General features: G+C 52.8%; 6 protein-coding genes. 1 reads left to right on the forward strand and 5 read right to left on the reverse strand.

The window, feature by feature from the left end; translation table 11 throughout:
* Positions 1-27: 27 nt before the first annotated feature.
* Together AAFJ72_RS11265 and AAFJ72_RS11270 are read right to left on the reverse strand one after the other, a co-directional pair.
* A complete protein-coding gene (locus tag AAFJ72_RS11265) occupies positions 28-10,794 on the reverse strand; it encodes an amino acid adenylation domain-containing protein (protein WP_432774042.1) in 10,767 nt (3,588 codons plus the stop codon).
* Between the two features lie 92 nt (positions 10,795-10,886).
* The gene (locus AAFJ72_RS11270; RefSeq protein ID WP_432774043.1) at positions 10,887-14,153 is read right to left on the reverse strand and encodes an amino acid adenylation domain-containing protein; all 3,267 of its coding nucleotides are present in this window, start codon (positions 14,151-14,153) and stop codon (positions 10,887-10,889) included.
* Positions 14,154-15,028: 875 nt separating this feature from the next.
* Between AAFJ72_RS11270 and AAFJ72_RS11275 the strand changes: the two genes are divergently transcribed.
* A complete protein-coding gene (locus AAFJ72_RS11275; protein ID WP_432774044.1) occupies positions 15,029-15,721 on the forward strand; it encodes a 4'-phosphopantetheinyl transferase family protein in 693 nt (230 codons plus the stop codon).
* A gap of 105 nt (positions 15,722-15,826) precedes the next feature.
* Here the strand turns inward: AAFJ72_RS11275 and AAFJ72_RS11280 are convergent, their stop codons facing one another.
* The 3 genes from AAFJ72_RS11280 to AAFJ72_RS11290 form a co-directional block, all read right to left on the reverse strand.
* Positions 15,827-16,411, reverse strand: coding sequence for a GNAT family N-acetyltransferase (locus AAFJ72_RS11280; protein ID WP_432774045.1), 585 nt, complete (start codon positions 16,409-16,411; stop codon positions 15,827-15,829).
* Positions 16,412-16,498: 87 nt separating this feature from the next.
* Complete coding sequence (locus AAFJ72_RS11285; protein WP_432774046.1) at positions 16,499-18,913, reverse strand: excinuclease ABC subunit A; 2,415 nt, start codon at positions 18,911-18,913, stop codon at positions 16,499-16,501.
* Between the two features lie 105 nt (positions 18,914-19,018).
* Positions 19,019-19,840, reverse strand: a complete 822-nt coding sequence (locus tag AAFJ72_RS11290; RefSeq protein WP_432774047.1) for a transglutaminase domain-containing protein — start codon at positions 19,838-19,840, stop codon at positions 19,019-19,021.
* Positions 19,841-19,912: the final 72 nt, after the last annotated feature.

Genomic DNA, 19,912 nt, shown 5'->3' on the forward strand with positions numbered 1-19,912 from the left:
GAAAAAAGCACTTCTTCTGTCGCCTGGTCAAATCAGTTCCAGGATGTTCTCCAGTTCTTCCATGGACAGTTCGTCATCTCCCAGATCGCTCGGGGTGTACTCGCTATCCTCTTTTGCCATGCAATGCTCGATGATGCCAAGCAAGTGATTTCGATAGCGGTCTGCCAGGCTTGCCATGGTCTCTTCCTTGTACTGGAGGCTGTTGTAACCGATGCTGATGCGCAGCTTGCCGTCCTCGATCAGGCCGGAAATATCCAGCAGGAACACTCTTTCCGATTCAGGGCTGAACAACTGGCCCGTGCCAATCGGCGAGAACGTGTATCCCCCGGTCTTGCCCTCCGACTCGAATTGGCCCAGGTAGTTAAAGCTGATTTCCGGCCGCAGCGCAAACGAAAGTGGCGGCTGGATCTCGCGTGTCGTCATCGTGCGCAAAATCTCGTAGCCGATCCCTTTTTTCGGGATCCGGCGCAAGCTTTCTTTGACTTGCTTGATCTGGTAGGACAAGTCCTCGGCCTTTTCCATGTCGAGCACCACTGGATATTGCGAAGTGAACCAGCCAACCGTCCGTGTGACGTTCATCTCGTTCTGGATGTCTTCGCGCCCGTGGCCTTCCAGATTGATGACGACGCTGTTCGTATCCGCCCAGTCTTTTACGGCCAAGCCAAGGGCTGCAAGCAACAGGTCGTTCATCTCGGTGTGGTAGGCGTGGTGGACATGGCGCAACAGGTTTTCCGTCTGCAAGTCTGTCAGTTCAAACGACCACAAGCGCGTATGTTTTTGCTTGCGATCTGCGGTGTCAAAGTCAGTTGGCAATGCCGCAGGCGCGGTTGTCGTTTCCAGGTTGTGCCAGTACGGCACTTCCCGAAGCAGCTCGTCGCTGTCCGCGTACCTTTGCAATTGAGCTGCCCAGTCCTTGAAGGAATCCGTCTTTTTCGGCAAGACGATTTCCTGCTGCTTTTGCGCCTGGGCATAGGCCGATGCAAAGTCTTCGAACAATATGCGCCAGGAGACGCCATCCACGACCAGATGGTGGATCGCAATCAGCAAATGATCGCCTTCTTTTGTAGAGAAAAGAGCCAGATGGACGAGTGGGCCCTGTTCCAGGTCGATGCTGCTTTGGATGCGGTCAGCCAGCTCGAGGATGTGCGCCTCGCTGTTTTCATGCTGCTGCAAATCGTAGGAATAGAAGCGGAAGCCCTCCTCGATCAGTCCGCGATTGATTTGCTTGATCGTCCCGTTCTCTTGCCTGTAAACCATGCGCAGCGCATCGTGATGCTCGACGATTTTTTGGAACGCTTGCCGGACAAGTTTTTCCTCAAAACCATCCGCGCTGTACAGCATGACAGCCTGATTCCAGTGATGGCGATCCGTGAAATTGCGCTCGAAGAACCATCGCTGGATCGGTGTCAGGGCAATCTCGCCTTCTACAACGCCCTGTTCGCTCTCTCTCATGTTCGGGACGACGTGAACGGCGACTTCTTCGATGGTCGGGTATTGGAACAGCTCTTTCATCGCAAGCGTCCACCCTGCTGCATTCAGGCGTGTGGATACCTGGATCGCTTTGATGGAATCGCCGCCCAACTCGAAGAAGTTGTCTTTTGTTCCTACTTGCCCGACGCCCAAAACGTCTGCCCAAATGTCAGCCAGCAGTTGTTCCAGCTCGGTTTGCGGCGCGGTATATTCCTCCCGCTTCTCGTCCTTGCTTGGCTTCGGCAGTGCTTTCCGGTCAATCTTGTCATTTGGTGTCAGCGGCATCTTCTCCAGCTGGATGAAGAAGGCAGGAACCATGTATTGCGGCAACTCTTTTTCCAGATGCGCGCGAAGCTGTGCAGGCGTGACTTCCCCGTCTGCGACGTAGTAAGCGCACAAGTAAGCCTGGCCGCGGTCATCCGTATGCGTGATAACGGCTGCTTCTTTGACCGTTTCATACCGCAAGAGCACACTCTCTACTTCGCCCAGCTCCACCCGGTGGCCACGAATTTTCACCTGGTGGTCGATTCGGCCCACATACTCGATATTTCCGTCCGGCAGCCATCTTGCCAGATCACCTGTCCGGTACATTTTTTCTCCGGGCACAAACGGATTGTCGACAAATTTCTCAGCGGTCAGCTCCGGACGGTTCCAGTAGCCTCTTGCCAGCGACACGCCGCCGATGCACAATTCGCCGATCTGACCGGGCGCTTTCAAACGCAATTGTTCATCCACGATGTACAGCTTGCTGTTTTGAATCGGTTTGCCAATCGGAATCGTCTCGGTTTGTTCATCCGGGGCGGCTTTCCAAAGCGTCGCGCAAATGGTGCTTTCTGTCGGGCCGTATCCGTTGATATAGGTCACTTTTTCTTTCCATTTGTCCACCAGTGCGGCAGAGGAAGCTGATCCGGCTGTTATCAGTACGCGCAAAGTCGACAGTTGCTCCGGCTCAAGATAAATGGCATACGTCGGCGGCAAGGTGAGAACGGTGATCGCGTTTTGGCGAACGTATTTGGCAAATTGCTGAAAATCGTTGATGATGTCTCGGGACAAGACGTACAAAGTCGCGCCTGTCAGCAAGGCCATAAACATTTCCCACACCGATGCGTCAAACGAAATGCTGGCAAAGTGCCCTACCCGGTCTTGCGGAGTGATGCCAAGCTGATTGGCAAATACGCTTTGCAGATTGGCTACCCCTTTGTGTTCCAGCATGACCCCTTTTGGCTTGCCGGTTGTTCCGGACGTGTAGATGATATAAGCCAGATCGGACGGCTTGTTTACGCAAGGCAGGTTTTCTGTCTGCGGCGCATAATGGTTGCAGTCGTCCACATCGACGATTTCGACCTGACTGCTCACTTTGTGCAGCAGGTGCGCATGCGTCAGCACAAGCTTTGCCTGACTGTCCGCCAACATGTAGCTGATTCGTTCTTCGGGATAATCAGGATCGACGGGCAAAAACGCGCCGCCAGCCTTCAACGTGGCAAGCGTGGCGATGACCATCTCCGCGGAGCGTTCTGTGAGCAAGGCGACAATGCTGTCTGGCCCTACACCTTTTTCGCGCAATACGGCTGCGAGTTGGTTCGCTCGTTCATTCAGCTCCCGGTACGACATTCGCTTCTCTTCAAATACGAGGGCGGTTTGCTCGGGCGTTGCTTGTACCCGTTCTTCAAAGAGCTGTTGGATCGTTTGCTCTGCCCGGTATTCGCCGTCTGTATCATTGAATGTCACCAAAAGCATGTGCTTTTCTGCCTCTGTCAGCATCTCGATCTCTTGCAGCTCGCTGTCTGGATTTGCCGTGATCGCTCGCAAAATTTGCATGAAGTGCCCGGCCATGCGCTCTACCGTTTCTTGCTTGAACAGCTTCGTGCCGTATTCAAGGCGCAAGAACAGGCCGGATTCCCGCTCTGTCAGGTGGAAAGACAAGTCGAATTTCGCGACAGGAAGCGCGCTTGCAGATTCGTAATGGCGATAGACGAGCTGATCCAGCGCTTTTTCAGACAGGTCGTCCTTTTGCAAAATAAACATCGTATCAAACAGCGGATTGCGGCCCGGATCGCGCGGAATGCCCAGCTTTTCTACCAATGTTTCAAACGGGTAGTCCTGGTGATCGTAAGCGTCCAGCGCGTTTTGTTTGACCTCCTGCAAAAATTGCGTGAAGCTCTTCTGTGCAGTCGGTTTGTTGCGGATCGCAAGCGTATTGACAAACATCCCGACGACAGGGGCAAGCTCGGCGCGCTGTCTGCCGGAGATCGGCGTTCCGACGATGATGTCATCCTGTCCTGAGTATTTCGCAAGCAGTACGTTGTACGCGGCGAGCAAGACCATGAACAACGTCGTGTTCGTTTTCGCGGCCAGTTCGCGCAACGCATCGAGAAGCTGCTGGTCCATGGACAGGCTGACTTGCCCGCCTTCAAAGCTTTTCACGGCTGGACGCGGAAAATCTGTCGGCAGATCGACAGCGGCAATGTTTCCGGCGAATGTGTCGAGCCAATACGCTTCTTGCTTCTGGAACACATCCGACTGGAACAACGCTTTTTGCCAGACCGCAAAATCTTTGTACTGAATACGCATCTGCGGCAACTGTTTGCCCTGGTACAATTCGGCCAGTTCATCAAACACGATGGTGACGGATGCCGCATCGGCAGCGATATGGTGCATGTCGTACAGCAACAGGTGACGCTCATCTGCAAGCTGCACCAGACTCATGCGCAAAAGCGGCGGGACCGACAGATCGAACGGACGGACAAACGAGTGGAAAAGCTCGTCGATCTGCTGTTCCTCTGCCGTCACATACGGCAAGTCGACGGTCACGTGCTCATGAATCTTTTGCACCAGCTCATCTCCCACCATCTCAAAGGAAGTCCGGAAGATGTCGTGACGATCCACCAGTGCTTGCAGCGCATTCGCCAATTGCTCGCGGTCCAGCTTGCCTTCCAGCATAATCATGCCCGGTGTGTTGTAGCTGATTCCGGCCCCTTCGAGCTGGTGGAGCAAGTACATTCGCTGCTGCGCGGACGATACCGGATAGTACGCTTGCGGCGCTGCCGGTTGAATCGCGGCAACGACTGCATGTTCGGTGTTTTCGATCAGGCGGGACAGTCCCCGGATGGTCGGCTCGGCGAAGAACTGTTTTAGCAAAAGATCGGTTTGAAACTCCCGATGCACGTGCGCCACAACTGCCATTGCTTTCAAGGAATGGCCGCCGAGCTCAAAAAAGTTATCCATCACGCCGACGCCGGAAATGCCGAGTACGTTTTCCCAGATCGCGGCCAGCTTCGCTTCCACTTCTGTAGCCGGTGCGATATACTCCGCTCCTGCAGTCGCAGGCTTGCCATCCGGCTTGGGCAGTGCTTTGCGGTCTACCTTCCCGTTTGGCGTAAGCGGAAGAGCGTCCAGTTGGATGAGGTAGGCCGGGACCATGTAAGCCGGAAGCTCCCGGGACAGATGTGCGCGAAGTTCGGATTCTTCCATCGGCGCTTTTCCCGTGAAATACGCAGCCAGGTAGGAATCGCCGCGCTCGTCCTGATAGGCGACGACGACCGCTTCATTCGTCTTTTCATGGGCAAGCAGAACCGCTTCAATCTCCCCGATTTCAATCCGGTATCCTCTCACCTTGATCTGCTCGTCGATCCGCCCTACAAAATCAATCGTTCCGTCCGGAAGCCATCTGCCCAGATCTCCCGTTTTGTACATGCGTTCTCCCGGAACAGCAGGATTTTCCACAAATTTTTCTGCTGTAAGCTCTGGCTTTTTCCAGTAACCCCGTGCCAAGCCGCGGCCGCCGATGCATATTTCTCCGACGACGCCGACAGGCAGCAGCTGATGGTTCTGATCGACGATGTAAATGCTGGTGTTGGAAACCGGACGGCCGATGGTGATCGGTTTATCCGGCCAGGTATCTCGCAGGTAGGTGGCGATGACGCTGCATTCCGTCGGGCCGTATGCGTTGATGACCAGCATTTGCGGGTGCATCTCTTTGCACATTTGCACGAGCTTCGGCGACAGCTTTTCGCCGCCGAGCATGACCGCCTGAATGGAACGGATGTCCGCCGGACGGCTGCACTCCAATATCGCCTGGAACATGCTCGGCACGAAAACAACGTAGCTGCATTCCCAGGTGGCAATCAGGTTGCGCAGCGCAATCGGGTCTTTGGCTTCCTCGTCTGGCATCAGGACGACGGTGGAGCCGGATATAATCAAGGTAAAGAAGGTAAGGGCAAAAGCATCAAAGGCAAAGGAGAGAGACAGTGTCCCCCTGTCCTTCTCAGAAAGGGCAAATTCGTCCCTGTTCCAAAGCACGCTGTTGACGATCCCCCGATGCTCCACCATGACGCCTTTTGGCTTGCCTGTCGTACCGGACGTGTAGATGATGTAAGCGAGATCGGACGCCGTGTGCATCGGCTCCAGGTTTTCCGCATGCGGCGAGTAGGCTTGCTCGTCATCCAGATCCAAAAGCTCCACATTTGCGGTCAGCTTTTCGCGCAAATGCTTTTGTGCAAGCACCAGCCGGGCTTCGCAATCTTCCAGCATATACGCGATGCGCTCCGCCGGATAATCCGGATCAATCGGTACATACGCTCCGCCCGCTTTCAGAACGGCGATGATCCCGACGATCATTTCGAGCGACCTTTGCGCCATAATCGCTACGCTTTGCTCGGCCTGCACACCTTTTTCCCGCAAGGTGTGCGCGAGCTGATTGGCCCGCTCGTTCAGCTCGCGATACGTCAATCGTTTGTCGCCCAGCACGATTGCTGTCTGTTCGGGCGTTTTACGCACTTGCTCTTCAAACAATTCCGAGAGCGTGCTTTCAGACAGATTCACCGTAGCGGTGTCGTTGAAGTCGGCAAGCAACTGCTGCTTCTCCTGGGCGGTCAGCATCTCGATTTTCGCCAGTTGCTGCTCCATGTTTTCGCTGATTGCCTGCAGGATTTGCAAGTAATGAAGCGACATGCGCTCAATCGTCTCGCGCTTGAACAGCTTCGTGCCATATTCGAAGCAGAAGGAAAGTCCCGCTTCGCTTTCGCTTGCTTCCAGCGACAGGTCGAATTTGGCCATGTTCCCATCTGGCACGTACGGGGTCACGGACACGCCGTCCAGCTCGATCAGACCGGCATCCATGTTTTGCAAAATGAACAACGTGACGAACAGCGGGTTACGGCTCCGGTTCCGGGAAATCGCCAGCTTTTCAACCAGCTCCTCGAACGGATACTCCCCATGCTCGAAAGCGGCGAGTGTATTGTCTTTTACCTCCAGCAAAAATTGCTTGAACGTTTTTGTCGGCGCAGACTGGTTGCGCATCGCCAGCGTGTTGACGAACATCCCCGTAATCTTCTCCGTATCAGGGTGCGCTCTGCCGGCGGTCACGGTGCCGATCACCATGTCGTCCTGCCCGGAGTATTTGCTGAGCAGCACATGATAGGCGGCCAAAAGAACCATGTACAGCGTCGCGCCCGTGTCTTTCGCTGCGCGCTGCAAGCGATCCAGCAGTTGTTTTTCCGTCCGGAAAGAATAACGTTCGCCCTCGAAACTTTGCACAGATGGGCGCGGGTAATCGAGCGGCAGGTTCAGAACCGGGATTTCGCCTGCGAATCGCGCAAGCCAATACGCTTCCTGTTTGGCGTACTCGCTCGTTTGTGTCCGCGCTTTTTCCCAAACGGCGAAGTCTTTATACTGAATGCGCAGCTCTGGCAAGGCTTCGTGCTGATACAGACGGGCAAAGTCATTCAGGATAAGCTGCGTGGATACGCCGTCCGAGATGATGTGGTGCATGTCGATAACGAGCACATGTCGGCTCTCCTGGAGCTTAACCAGTCCCACCCGGCATAGCGGTGCTTTTTCCAGATCAAACGGACGCATGAACGACAGGATCACTTCGTTCAATTGCTCTTCTGCCGCTTCCAAGTAGGCAATCGGCAGCTCGCAATGGGCATGGATACGCTGAACCGGCTCGCCGTTTATCGTGTGAAACGATGTGCGCATCGACTCATGGCGTGCCACCAGACCCGAAATGGCTTGCTCCAATCGCGCCTGATCGAGCTTTCCGTCGAGAATCATGACCACTGGCAGGTTGTAAACGGTGCTGTCCGGGTCGAGCTGATTTAAAATGAGCATCCGCTTTTGCGCAGAGGATACAGGATAATACGCCTGCGGCTCAGCCTGTGGAATCGCCTGATACTCGCTTTCCGCTCCCCCGTCCACATACGCGGCGAGCGCTTGAATCGTCGGCTTGTCAAACAGCACGCGCAGCGGTACATCTGCCTTGCATTCCTTTTGCATGCGGGAAACAAGCTGAATCGCCTTTAGCGAATGGCCTCCCAGCGTGAAAAAATCATCCTGAATACCGATCGGCGTCACGCCAAGGATTTGCTCCCAGATTGCGACCAGCTTTTGCTCCAGCTCGGTTGTCGGAGCGACGTACTCCGCTCCCGTCACTGCACGCCCCTCCGGCTTTGGCAATGCTCTCCGGTCTGTTTTTCCGTTCGGTGTAACCGGAATCCGCTCCAGCTTCACGAAAAAGGAAGGGATCATATACTCAGGCAGGGCGCGCGCCAAGTATGTCCGCATGTCTTCGTCGCTGATTTCGCTTTGCAAAACGACGTAGGCGCACAAGGACTTTCCACCTGTCTCGTCTGCGATGTCGATGACCACTGCTTCCTTGATCGCCGGATGGTTGAGCAGGCGCGATTCGATCTCGCCCAGCTCGATGCGGTGTCCTCTGATTTTTACCTGATGGTCGATCCGCCCCAAAAATTCGAGCTGACCATCCGGCAACCAGCGGGCCAGATCACCCGTTCGATACATCCGTTCGCCTGGCTGGTACGGATTTTCCAGAAACTTCTCCGCCGTCAACTCCGGCTGGTGCAAGTACCCTCTTCCGACGTTTGCCCCGGAAATGTACAACTCCCCGACGATCCCCTCCGGCTTCAACTGCAGCCCTTCATCCAAAATGTAAATGCCCGTATTGCTGATCGGTCTGCCGATTGGCGGCAGCTCAGGTATCTCCTTGCGCGGGTCCATCGTGCAGGTCGTCACGACATGCGTTTCCGACGGTCCGTAGTGATTGTGCAAAAATACGTGATGGTCGCGCAGGTATTTTTGCAGCTCGTGTGTGACGACGAGCTGTTCCCCAGCGGTGATGATATGCTTGACGCAACGCGGGAAGCTTTGCGCGTAGTCTTTTTCGTTAAAAATAAATTTCAGGAAAGACACGGGCAGAGACAAAATGCTGATCTGTTTTTCCTGGATGAACGCAAACAGCTTTTCCACATGTCTTCTCAGCTCGTTCGTGATGAGGTAAAGCTGTCCCCCTGCCAGCAGCGTGGAGAAAATTTCCTGGTAGCAAACATCAAAGCTGCATGTCGTGTACTGCAACACGTTTTCCTGAAAAGCGATATTCGTTTTGTCAAAAGTAAATTGCAGCAGGTTCGCCATGTTCCGGTGTTCCAGCATGACGCCTTTCGGTTTGCCTGTCGTGCCGGATGTATAGATGATGTAAAACAAGTCATGCGGCTGGTTGACCGACTCGACTGGGGCGCTGCTCTCTTGCCAGATTGCAGAGGTGCGGATGTCAAGTTTTGCCGTTGGCGTCGTCACTTTTTCCATTAAATGTTCCTGCGTCACGACCAATCGCACGCCGCTATGCGTGAGCATGTAGGCGATTCGTTCCGCAGGCAGCTCCGGGTCAATCGGCACAAATGCGCCGCCTGCTTTCAGGACGCCCAGGATTCCGACGATCATCTCCAGTGACCGATCCAGCATCGTGCCGACAAGGGAGTCTGCGCCAATGCCTTTTTGGCGTAAAAAGCGGGCGAGCTGGTTGGATTTTTCATCCAGTTCCCGATACGTCAGGTGCTGGTCGCCGAAAACAACGGCGACTTGTTCGGGCGTTTTTTCTGCCTGCCGGGCGAAAAGCTCGTGAATGGTCGCCGCAGGATAGTCAGCCGCTGTTTCCGTCCGTTTGGCCAAAAGCTGCACCGTTTCCGCTTCTGTCAGCATCGAAATTTGGCGAAGCTCGACATTCGGATTGGCCGCTACGCAAGAGGCAATCTGCTGGAAGTGTCCTGCCATTCTTTGCACGACTGCTTCCTCAAACAAGGCCGCATTGTAGTCAAAGCGGAAGGCGATTTCTTCCTTCGGCATTACCATGACGGTCAGGTCGTAATTGGTAGGCTCGAACATTTCAACGTCAGTAATGGTGAAGCCAATCGGCTGCGTTTGCGCTTTTTGCTGCAGCGCCTCGACCAGCGGATAGTTTTCAATGACCATAAGATGGTCGATCAGCTCTTGCTTCAAATCCGTCAAGTTTTGAATGTCGTACAAAGGCACGTGCTCGTACGGCCGGGATTGCAGCGTCTTTTTGTGCACATCCTGCAGCAGGCCGGAAAAAGTCTGGTCGGCTTGCGCTTGCACGCGGAATGGAATCGTATTGATAAACAGACCGACCATTTTGTCGATTCCGACGATCTCTGTCGGGCGTCCGGACACAACGGAGCCGAACAGCACATCATCGGCAGCGTTGTACTTTTGCAGAAGAATCCCCCAGATCGTTTGAATTACCGTCGATAACGTCACCTGATTTTGACTGGCGATCGCCCCGAGCTGTTGGGTCAGGGTACGGTCGAAAGCAAAGCGATATTGGGTTGGCTGAAAAGCGTTCGCAGCAGGCTTTTGCTTTTTCGGCAAGGCTGTCTTTTGTTCATAGTGATCCAGATAGTCTTTCCAATAGCGGAGCGCGGCCTGTTTATCCTGTTTTTCCAGCCATTTGATAAAGCGGCTGTACGGCTGAACCGGCTCAAGCGAGAGCGGCGTCTTGTTTTGCAAAGATAAATAGATGGCAAGCAGGTCATCAAAAATGATGCTGAAGCACCAGCCGTCCATAAGAATGTGATGAAAGCTCCAGATGACCTGATAGTCTTGCGGGGACATTTGAAAAATGGCCACTCGCATCAATGGGTCTTTGGCCAGATGGAAGGTTTTTTCCTGATCGGCCCGTTTGTATTGCATGTAGCGGGCATGCTTCTCGGAATCGTCGCAGGCAGACAAGTCGTGAAATTCGATAGGGATCGGACGTCCCTTCAATACGACCTGCAATGGCTGCTTCAGCTTTTCATAGAGAAACAACGTGCGGAATACATCATATCTCTCTACCAGCACACGCAGGCTATCGGCAAACAAACCGACGTCAAGCTTACCTTGCAGCGAAATGGACATCTGTACGAGATGCGAGTTTTGTTCCTGGTCGAGCAAGGCGTGAAACAGCATTCCCTCTTGCATCGGTGTTAAAACGTACATATCCTGGATCTGTTCTTTGCTAAATACGCTCATTGCGGCACCTCAAACTATCAGTATTTGTTTTATCTGTAGGAAAATGGGAATGATAAGCGCGCTGACCCGGCAAATCGTCGGCAACAGCTGCTTTACGTCAGTGTATTTTCCAGTATTTCGAAGATATCGTCCATTTCCTCCAACTCAAGGCCTTTGACGCTAAAATCGCTCGGAGTCCGTTCTACTTCTTTTTTTCCGATGCAATGCGTGATAATCTGTTGCAACTGCTGTTGATAGTTTTGGCTCAACTGTTGAATAGACTCTTCTTTGAACTGCTCCGTGCTGTAGGAGAATGTGAAGACAAGCTCCCCGTCTTCGATCAATCCGGTTATATTCAAAGCGGTGTACACTTCCGATTCAGGACTGAGATTGTTTTTGCCATCTGCGCCAAGTGTGTTGCCGCCACTGTACGGCGAACGGGTAAACAGCTCCGTTTTCAAATCGGCATCAAACTGCCCCAGGTAATTGAACGTCACTTCCGGCTGCACGCTGAAGGTCAAGGAACCGCGTTTTCCGGGAAGAGTCAGATGCTTTAGGATGTCGTAACCGATGCCTTTATTCGGGATTTTCCGCAAATCTTCTTTTGTGCGTTTGATATAGTCGGACAAATGCGCCGTCTGTCGCAAATCGAGCAAGACCGGATACTGGGACGTAAACCATCCGACTGTTCTGGCCACGTTCGCCTGCTCGATAATCTCTTCGCGCCCGTGTCCTTCCAGATTGATGGCGAGCTGCTCCAGCTTGCGCCACTCGGCAAAAGCCAAGCCAAGCGCCGCCAGCAGCAAATCGTTAATTTCCGTTTGATAGGCTTGATTGGCTTGCTTCAACAACTGCTCCGTCTCTTGCGCCCCCAGCCGTATCCGCATATGCCGCACAGACTTTTGTTTGCAGCCTGCCGTTTCATCGTCTTTGGGCAGGGATACGTTTGCCGCTTTGGACTCGAGGCTCTCCCAATACGGAATCTCGCCAAGCAAATCTTCCTGGTTCGCGTATTCACTCAACCATTCTGACCACTTTTTGAAAGAATCCGTTTTTTCCGGCAGACGAATCTCTTGCCCGGCCATTGCCTGCGCATAGGCGGTGGACAGGTCCTCAAACAAAATCCGCCAGGAAATTCCATCCATGACCAGATGATGAATGACCAAAAACAAATGATCGCCTTGCAGCGTATGGAACAACGCGACTTTCACCAGCGGCCCTTCCTGCAAATTCATGCTGCTGTGCAAACGCTGCGTTTCGGCTTCGATTGTCTGCTCGACATCTGCCTGCGCTGTCAGATCATAGAAGAAAAAGTCGTATAAGTTGCCACCCAAACTGCGGTTGTGTTGCAGCACATTCCCGTTCTCGTGCGAATAGACCATGCGAAGCGCGTCGTGGTGCTCCACGATTTTGTCCATGGCACGTTGAAGGGCAGCGCGGTCGAATCCTTCCGGACGATAGAGCATATACGATTGGTTCCAATGCTCCATATTCGTGAAGTTTTTCTCAAAAAACCATTTTTGAATGGGCGTAAGCGGCACGTTCCCCTCGACGATGCCCTGATCGCTTTTTCTGGTGGTATGTTTCACATAGGGAGCGACCTGCTCGATTGTCGGGTAATTCAGCAAATCTTTCGTCTCTAGCTTGCGCTGATAGGCATGCAGACGCGCGACGACCTGGATGGCCTGGATCGAATCGCCACCGAGTGCATAAAAATTGTCGCGAATCCCGATTCTCTCAATTCCCAGCACATCCTGCCAGATCGATGCGAGAATCGACTCTGTCTCGTTTCTCGGCGGAAGGTAGGAATCGCGGTTTGCGTTCGCCGAAAAATCAGGCTCCGGCAATGCTTTGCGGTCGATCTTGTCATTGGGTGTAAGCGGCATTTTGTCCAACTTGACGAAATAGGAAGGCAGCATGTAGGCCGGAAGCTTTTGTGCAGCGTAGTCTCTGAGCTGCGCAGGATTTACTTCGCCGCTAGAAATATAATAGGCGCACAGGTACTGCCCGCCCTGGTTGTCTTCTCTGGCCATGACGACAGCCTCTTTGACCTGTTCATGTGACAACAAAACGGACTCGATTTCGCCAAGCTCAATCCGATGGCCTCTGATTTTCACCTGATGGTCGATTCTGCCGAGAAACTCGATGGTTCCATCCTGCAACCATTTCGCCAAGTCGCCTGTCCGGTACATTTTTTCGCCGGGCACAAACGGGTTATCGACAAATTTTTCTGCGGTCAAATCAGGGCGATTCCAATAGCCTCTTGCCAGACCGACCCCGCCTATGCACAGTTCGCCTTCGCTGCCGGGCGGCAACAGTTGCAAATTTTCATCGACAATGTAAACGTGTGTATTTTGAATCGGCTTGCCAATCGGAACCGTCTGCACGGGGAGCTGGTCAGACGGCGCTTCCCAGATCGTCGCGCAAATACTCGTTTCCGTGGGGCCGTAAGCATTTATGTACCTGAGTTTGTTTTTCCATTTGTTTACCAAAGGGGCAGAGGCAGCGGAACCTGCCGTTATCATGATGCGCAGGGAAGTAATGCGTTCGGGAGTAAGATGTGTCAAATAGGTCGGCGGCAACGTGATGACCGATAATTCATTTTCACGCAAATAGTTTTCAAACGTAACGAAATCATGAATCGTTTGCCGGGAAAGAATGTAAAGGCTCGCGCCGTTCAGCAACGCCATGAACATTTCCCAGACGGAGGCGTCAAACGACATGCTGGCAAAAAGGCCGATCCGGTCTTGCTCCGTGACGCCAAACGCGTTTTTGAAAAACGATTGCAAGTTGGCGATGCCTTTATGCTCCAGCATGGTGCCTTTCGGTTTGCCCGTCGTCCCCGAGGTGTAAATGACATAGGCAAGATCCGTCGGCTTGCTTGGGCGGTGCAGATTGGTATCTTCGTAAGCGTCCAGGTTTTGTTCGTCAACGGCAACCACGAGCCCGCTGTAGCCGACGTCGTGAACGAGCTGGCTGACGCTTTTTTGGGTGAGCACGATTTTGGTTTGACTGTCCTGCAAAATGTACTGGATGCGATCGCGGGGATATTCGATGTCGATGGGCACATACGCCCCGCCTGCTTTGAGAACGGCCAAAATCGCGACGATGTTCTCGATGGATTTTTCCATCATCACACCGATGATGCTGTCTGTTTGCACGCCTTTTTCCAGCAAGACTCTCGCCAACTGATTGGCTTTTCGGTTCAGTTCCCGGTAAGTGAGCCTTTTGTTTTCATAGACAAGAGCAACATGGTCCGAAAAAGCCTCTGCCTGCTCCTCGAACAATTGATGAATCGTCTTATCCTGTGCAAAAGGAACCTGCGGACGGTGCTTCATTTCCCACTCGATGTCGATAAGATTGGCCTGATTTGCTAACATGTGTCCCCTCCGATAACGAAATTGCTGTTGCCCATCATGAAGTGTGTCAAAACCGTGGCCAACAAGTGACAGCTACGTCAATGTGCTGGGCAGTTAGAATGAGGATCGAATAAAGACGAATTTTCGTCGGTGCAGAACATACCTTGCGCTGAGAAAGGGCCGAATGTAATGAATAAATAGGATGATGATACCTCTACTGTAATAATAAACCATTTCACAAAACGATTGGATGACTCCATTCCCAGATCATCATTCTCCTTCATTTGGGGAAATTTAACAATCAGGAAAATTTCCTGTTTATGGGAGATGATTTTGGGAAAAAAGTCACGTTACCAATCATGATTCGACAAGGAAACACAGGCGCTGCAGCGCGGATCGGTCTGCTTGCCGTTTGCCAAAAGTTCGTTTGACCTGTGTGCGCCCCTTCTCCCTCACCCTTTGGGAAAACGCCAGCGACAGCAATTGACAGGCTAAAAGCACTAGGTTGTTGACGTTGAAGATCATTATAGCAGAGAAAAATTGGAAATTGGTAAAAAAATAGGGACATTTTGTTAAAAAATTCGTGGTGGCTCTTTACAGCCTCTTTACGGACAAGGCTTTTTTCCAAAATAAAGGGGATCGCCGTTCGTTGGCAAACGCACCATTTTCACAGCGAAACGGTTTGTTGTTAAAATTTTTCAAACAGAGAATTTTGCTATGTTCACCAGGCCATTCATGATTTATACTGGATAAACAGGTAATTTTTTACTATACATACTGATGTCTGGAACTGAATGGATTGCGCCGGGTGTGCCGTCAGCCGATGCCCGCGCATGGACAAGATCGCTTGCGCCAGTCTACGCAAAGCTTGTCGACTACGAGAATGGAGGTTCAACATGGTGCATATTTACGCGGTCTCGATCACCGATTTTCCTGAGGAAACCGTTCCCCGCCTGTTGTCTATTGTGACCGCCGAAAAGAAACAGCGGCTTTTGGCATTCTATCACCGTGACGATCTCGTCCGCGGCCTGTTGGCCGATCTGTTGATTCGGAAAATCGCCGCAGAAACGTTCGCGGTTCCCGCAAAAAGCATCCTGTTTGGCACGAATGCCTATGGCAAACCGTCGCTGCTTGACCCATGCAGTCGTTTGCACTTCAATCTTTCCCACGCAGGCAGCTGGGTGGTCTGCATCACCGCCGAGCATCCTGTCGGCATTGATATTGAAAAAAAACAGGCGATAGATTTGCAAATTGCCAGCCAGTTTTTCGCGAAAGAGGAATGCGCGTTTATCGAGGAAGAAGCGGATAGCAAGCGACGACTGGAACGCTTTTTCCATGTTTGGACAGCCAAGGAAAGCTATATCAAAGCAATCGGCAAGGGGCTGTTCCTCCCGCTGGACAGCTTCTCCACTGTCAAAGAGGGCGGCGTCGAGGGATGGCGCGAATATGAACAAGGGGATTGGTTTTTCAAGACGTACGCGCTGGATGACGATTACGCACTGACGGCTTGTGCCCAAACAGAGTCGTTCGGCGAAAAGGTGGAGGTCGTACCGCTGGATTCCTTGATTGCGTATTTTCACAGCAATTGATTGGGCATAAGGACAACAAAAAGGTTTCATCCCCTGCTTGCTTCCGGGATGAAACCTTTTTGTTCAACTGTTGCCAGCGGGACGTCTGGCTGTTGGACAAGGCGGTTATCTCATCAGCTTTTGATAGTCTTCCTGCAACAGACCGTAAATCTCCAGATCGACAATTCCTTTGCCTGTCCAGAGCGCGGCCTGTCGGAGCGTTCCTTCCATCATAAAGCCATTTTTGCGCAATACTTGCTTGGACGCTTCATTTGACGGCATGACTTCTGCCTGAATCCTGTTGAGCTTGACTTCTTCCATCAAGAAGCGGACGACCATATTGACCGCCTTGGAAGCAATTCCTTTTCCCCAGTGGGCTTCGGCCAAAAAGTAGCCGATGGTTGCCATGTTCACCCGTTGATGAAAATCGAAGGCTTCGATGATGCCGACTAATGTGTCGCTCTCGTGCTTGTGAGCGGGAAAAATGCCCCACTTTACTCTCGATTTTTTCAGGTAATCCCGTTTGAAATGTCCGATCATCTTCAAGACCGTATCCTTCTTCTGTCTGGGAATGATGCCGCAATACGTAAAAACGTTTTCGTTGCTGTAAATTTCATACAAATCATGCAGGTGACACTCTTCGATCTCCCGCAGGATCAATTCGTCCGATTTCAATACCGGAAACTCCTGAAACAGAGCGCTGCTATCCATTCTCCCGTTCCTTTCCTGTGCGAGTTTGCTTTTCCAGCCGGAGCAGCTACTCGCGCTATGACAAATTTTCCAGTCAAGCACTGTCGTTTACGGCAAAAATGGTCCGGTCAGCGAGCAAGCCAGTTGCTTGATCTCTTCCGGCGTTCCTTTGGCGATGACCTCTCCGCCTTTGTCACCCGCGCCTGGCCCAAGCTCAATTAAATAGTCGCAATAGGCGAGCACATACGGGTCGTGTTCAATGAGCAGGACGGAGTGTCCGCTTGCGATCAGCTTGCCGAGTAATATCAGCAATTTTTCGGTGTCATAGTAGCTGAGCCCGACAGTCGGCTCATCCAATATGTACAGATAGCTCCCTTTTGTGTTTTTCCCCAGCTCGCGCGCCAGTTTCAGCCGCTGGGCTTCTCCGCCGCTCAATGTCGTGAGGCTTTGTCCGAGAAGGATGTAGCCCATGCCCAATTCTTCGATTGTGCCCAGCAGCTTGCTGATTTTGCCGTGATCGCGGAAAAATTCACACGCTTCCGTGACCGCCATCTCCAGAACGTCGGAGATCGTACGCTCCTTGTAGCGAACCTGCAGGACCTCCCGCTTGAATCGCTTGCCTTGGCAGGAAGGGCACGGGTCGTAAAACGTCTGCTGGCCCAGCCATCTTTTGATGTGTCCGTTTCCGTTGCAAGCCGGGCACGAGCCTGTCGAGTTGAAAGAAAAAGAGCTGCGCGTAAACTGCAGGGCAATGGCCTCTTCCTGCATGGAAAAAATGTGCCGGATATGGTCCCATACGCCCAAAAATGTGGCGACGCACGAGTTTTCATGGCGTCGGGCCAGCTTTTGCGTGACGACGACACAGCCGTCAATGTTTTCTGCGCCTTCCAGCCTGGCATCGGCTTGTGTATAGGCAGAATCGCCTTCGCGCTCTTCTTCCTCTTCGACAAGCAGCCTTTGCTTGCCCGCTTTGGCCTTGAACGATGACTGGAGCTTGGGAATGAGCGTATCGATTACCAGCGAGCTTTTGCCGCTGCCAGACAGCCCGCAGATCCCGACGATGGCCCCAAGCGGAATATCGACGTCGATATTTTTCAAATGATGGGTTCGCGCGTTTCGGAGCGACAGCTTGGGAAAAGACGCACCCATCCTGTTTGCGTATTCTTTTGGCGGGTGTTTTTTCTCGCGCAAATACCGGGCCGTGATCGACTCGCGGGATGTAAGAAAGTCGGCGTTGCTCCCCTGGTAGACGATGGAACCGCCGAACTGCCCAGCCAATGGGCCAAAGTCCATGATGGTATCGGCATGCCGAATGACGCTTTCATCATGCTCCACGACAATCACCGTATTCCCTTGCTGCTTGAGCCGATGGAAGCTTTCAATGATTTTTTCTTTTTCCTGTTCGTGCAATCCGGCCGTCGGCTCGTCGAATATGTAGATGATTGAATCTACCTTTGCCGACAAATGCGACATGATGTGCAGCCGCTGCGTCTCCCCTCCGCTCAGCGTCGGGATTTCGCGATACAGATTCAAATAGGACAACCCTACTGTTTCAAGGCAGTCCAGCTTGCGCAAAATCTCGGCGAGCAAATGGGCGACAAACGGGGTGTGCGGCCGCGCAGTCTGGTAATGGCGGAGAAACGCCGCCAATCCGCTTACATTCATCTGGCAAAGCTGGCCGATATGCTTGTCGCCGATTGTGATCGAAAGCGCTTCCGGACCGAGACGAAACCCTTGACATCGCGCGCACAGCCGCGTCGTCAGGAGATCGGGGAATTGCTGTACATTCAGCTTTTTCAGCTTTTCCTCAATGACGACATGGACACCGTAAAAAATCAGGTGGCCTTTGCTCTGCGTCCGCCTGGGCCGATAATTCAGAAACGCTTCCCTGGCTTCCTCTGGCAATGCGGCAAAAGGCGTTTCCGTGCTCACCTGAAAGTGTTTTACAAAATTATCCAGACGCTTGTGCACGTACTCTTTTTCCTCATTTTTCGCGTGCGGGAATTGGTAGGCGAACTGATGCCAGTGTTCAATCGTTTCACTGGGCGGCGGCAAAATTTTTGCAACGTTCACTTCGACCACACTTCCCCTGCCCCCGCAAGCAGGGCACGAACCATGTGGAGAGTTGAACATGAACAGCCCCGGTACATACTCGTCCGGTTGATGCTGGCTTTCCCCTGCCCGCTGTCCCTCCTGGGCGTAAATGATCGCCAGCAGGTTCAGGATGCGGGTGACGGAGCCGACGACCGAGCGTGGATTCAGATTGCTGACGGTGCGCTGCTGTACGGCAATCGTCGGACTCAGGCCCAAAATCATGTCAAACGAGTCGTAATGCTGGACATCGTGCGCAATCCCCAGCGCCTCCAAATAGATCCGCTGTCCCTCCTGATGCAAGGTATCGAAAATAAAGCTCGACTTTCCCGAGCCGCTGACTCCCGTAACCACAATAAACTGATGCTTGGGAATCTTCGTTGTAATGTTTTTCAGATTGTGAAGCTTGGCATTGTAGACTTCAATGTGCACCCGTTCTCCATTCCTTCCTGCTGATCGCTGTTCGCTGCTCCTTGACGTACTGGTCCATCTTCGTATGACCGCTTCGCGTTTTATCGTACAACTGCCCGATTTTTTTCACTGTTCTATCCTTTTGAATTGCAGGAAGTCATGCCCGGAAAACAGCGCTTGCAGTTGCGCGTAATGTTCATCCGGGTCCTGCAAATAAATGGCGATCTCATCGAGTAGTTGCCATTCTTCTGCGTCCAGCTCGTCCATCGCTTTTTGGCAAAGCGGCGGAAAGTCCCGGTATCCCAGTTCGTTACCGAGAACGGCATTCAGGTCAAAGCACAAGTTGTTGCGGATATAGTGCATGCCCCACGATTTTTTGACGCCGAACAACTGCGGGTTGATCTCGTTGTCGCGAGCCATCAGCCACGCATCCCCTGCCATCAGGAACGCATCGCCCTGAATATCCACGATCTCCCGATCAGGATCGACCCTGATCCACCGCTTTCCGGCTTCTTCCCACACTTCGCAAATCCAGTGATCGATATATTTCCGGCCGTTCTCGGACAAATAGCTGGCAAAGCCGACCCGGCTGCGCACCGGGATACCCTGGGACCGGAGCATGGAGATCAGCAGCAGCGAATGGAAGCGGCAGGAAAGAAGCAGCCGCTCGCTTGGCAGGCGGTCGTAGGTGAGGCCGTCCGCGTTGCGTTCGACCAGCGCCTCCAGCATGTCGGTGATCTTGTAAAAGGTTTCGTCCTCATTTCGCGTGTAGTCGCTCAGCAAATGCCTCCCTTTTTTTATCATCGCAGGGTGAATGAGCTGGCACTTGATTAATCGGCACAGCTCCGGCAAGTTTTGGGGTAACTCTTGAAAGAGATAGCCGTATGCACCGGGATCGGTGTTGGGAGTAAACGTTGAATAGAATTGCAGCCGTTCGGCTTTCGTCACTTTCAGAGTTCCTCCTTCTTGCTGGCTCCGCACCCATTTCTGGTTGCGAGCCGGCTATTTGTCATTGGACAT

It is taken from the genome of Brevibacillus gelatini, assembly GCF_050920745.1.
Taxonomy (GTDB): Bacteria; Bacillota; Bacilli; order Brevibacillales; family Brevibacillaceae; genus Brevibacillus; species Brevibacillus gelatini.

Bases quoted from the DNA above. Each gene is read 5' to 3' on its own strand.
- AAFJ72_RS11270 (WP_432774043.1), bottom strand. From the start codon at position 14,153: ATGTTAGCAAATCAGGCCAATCTTATCGACATCGAGTGGGAAATGAAG.
- AAFJ72_RS11280 (WP_432774045.1), bottom strand. From the start codon at position 16,411: ATGGATAGCAGCGCTCTGTTTCAGGAGTTTCCGGTATTGAAATCGGAC.
- AAFJ72_RS11265 (WP_432774042.1), bottom strand. From the start codon at position 10,794: ATGAGCGTATTTAGCAAAGAACAGATCCAGGATATGTACGTTTTAACA.
- AAFJ72_RS11275 (WP_432774044.1), top strand. From the start codon at position 15,029: ATGGTGCATATTTACGCGGTCTCGATCACCGATTTTCCTGAGGAAACC.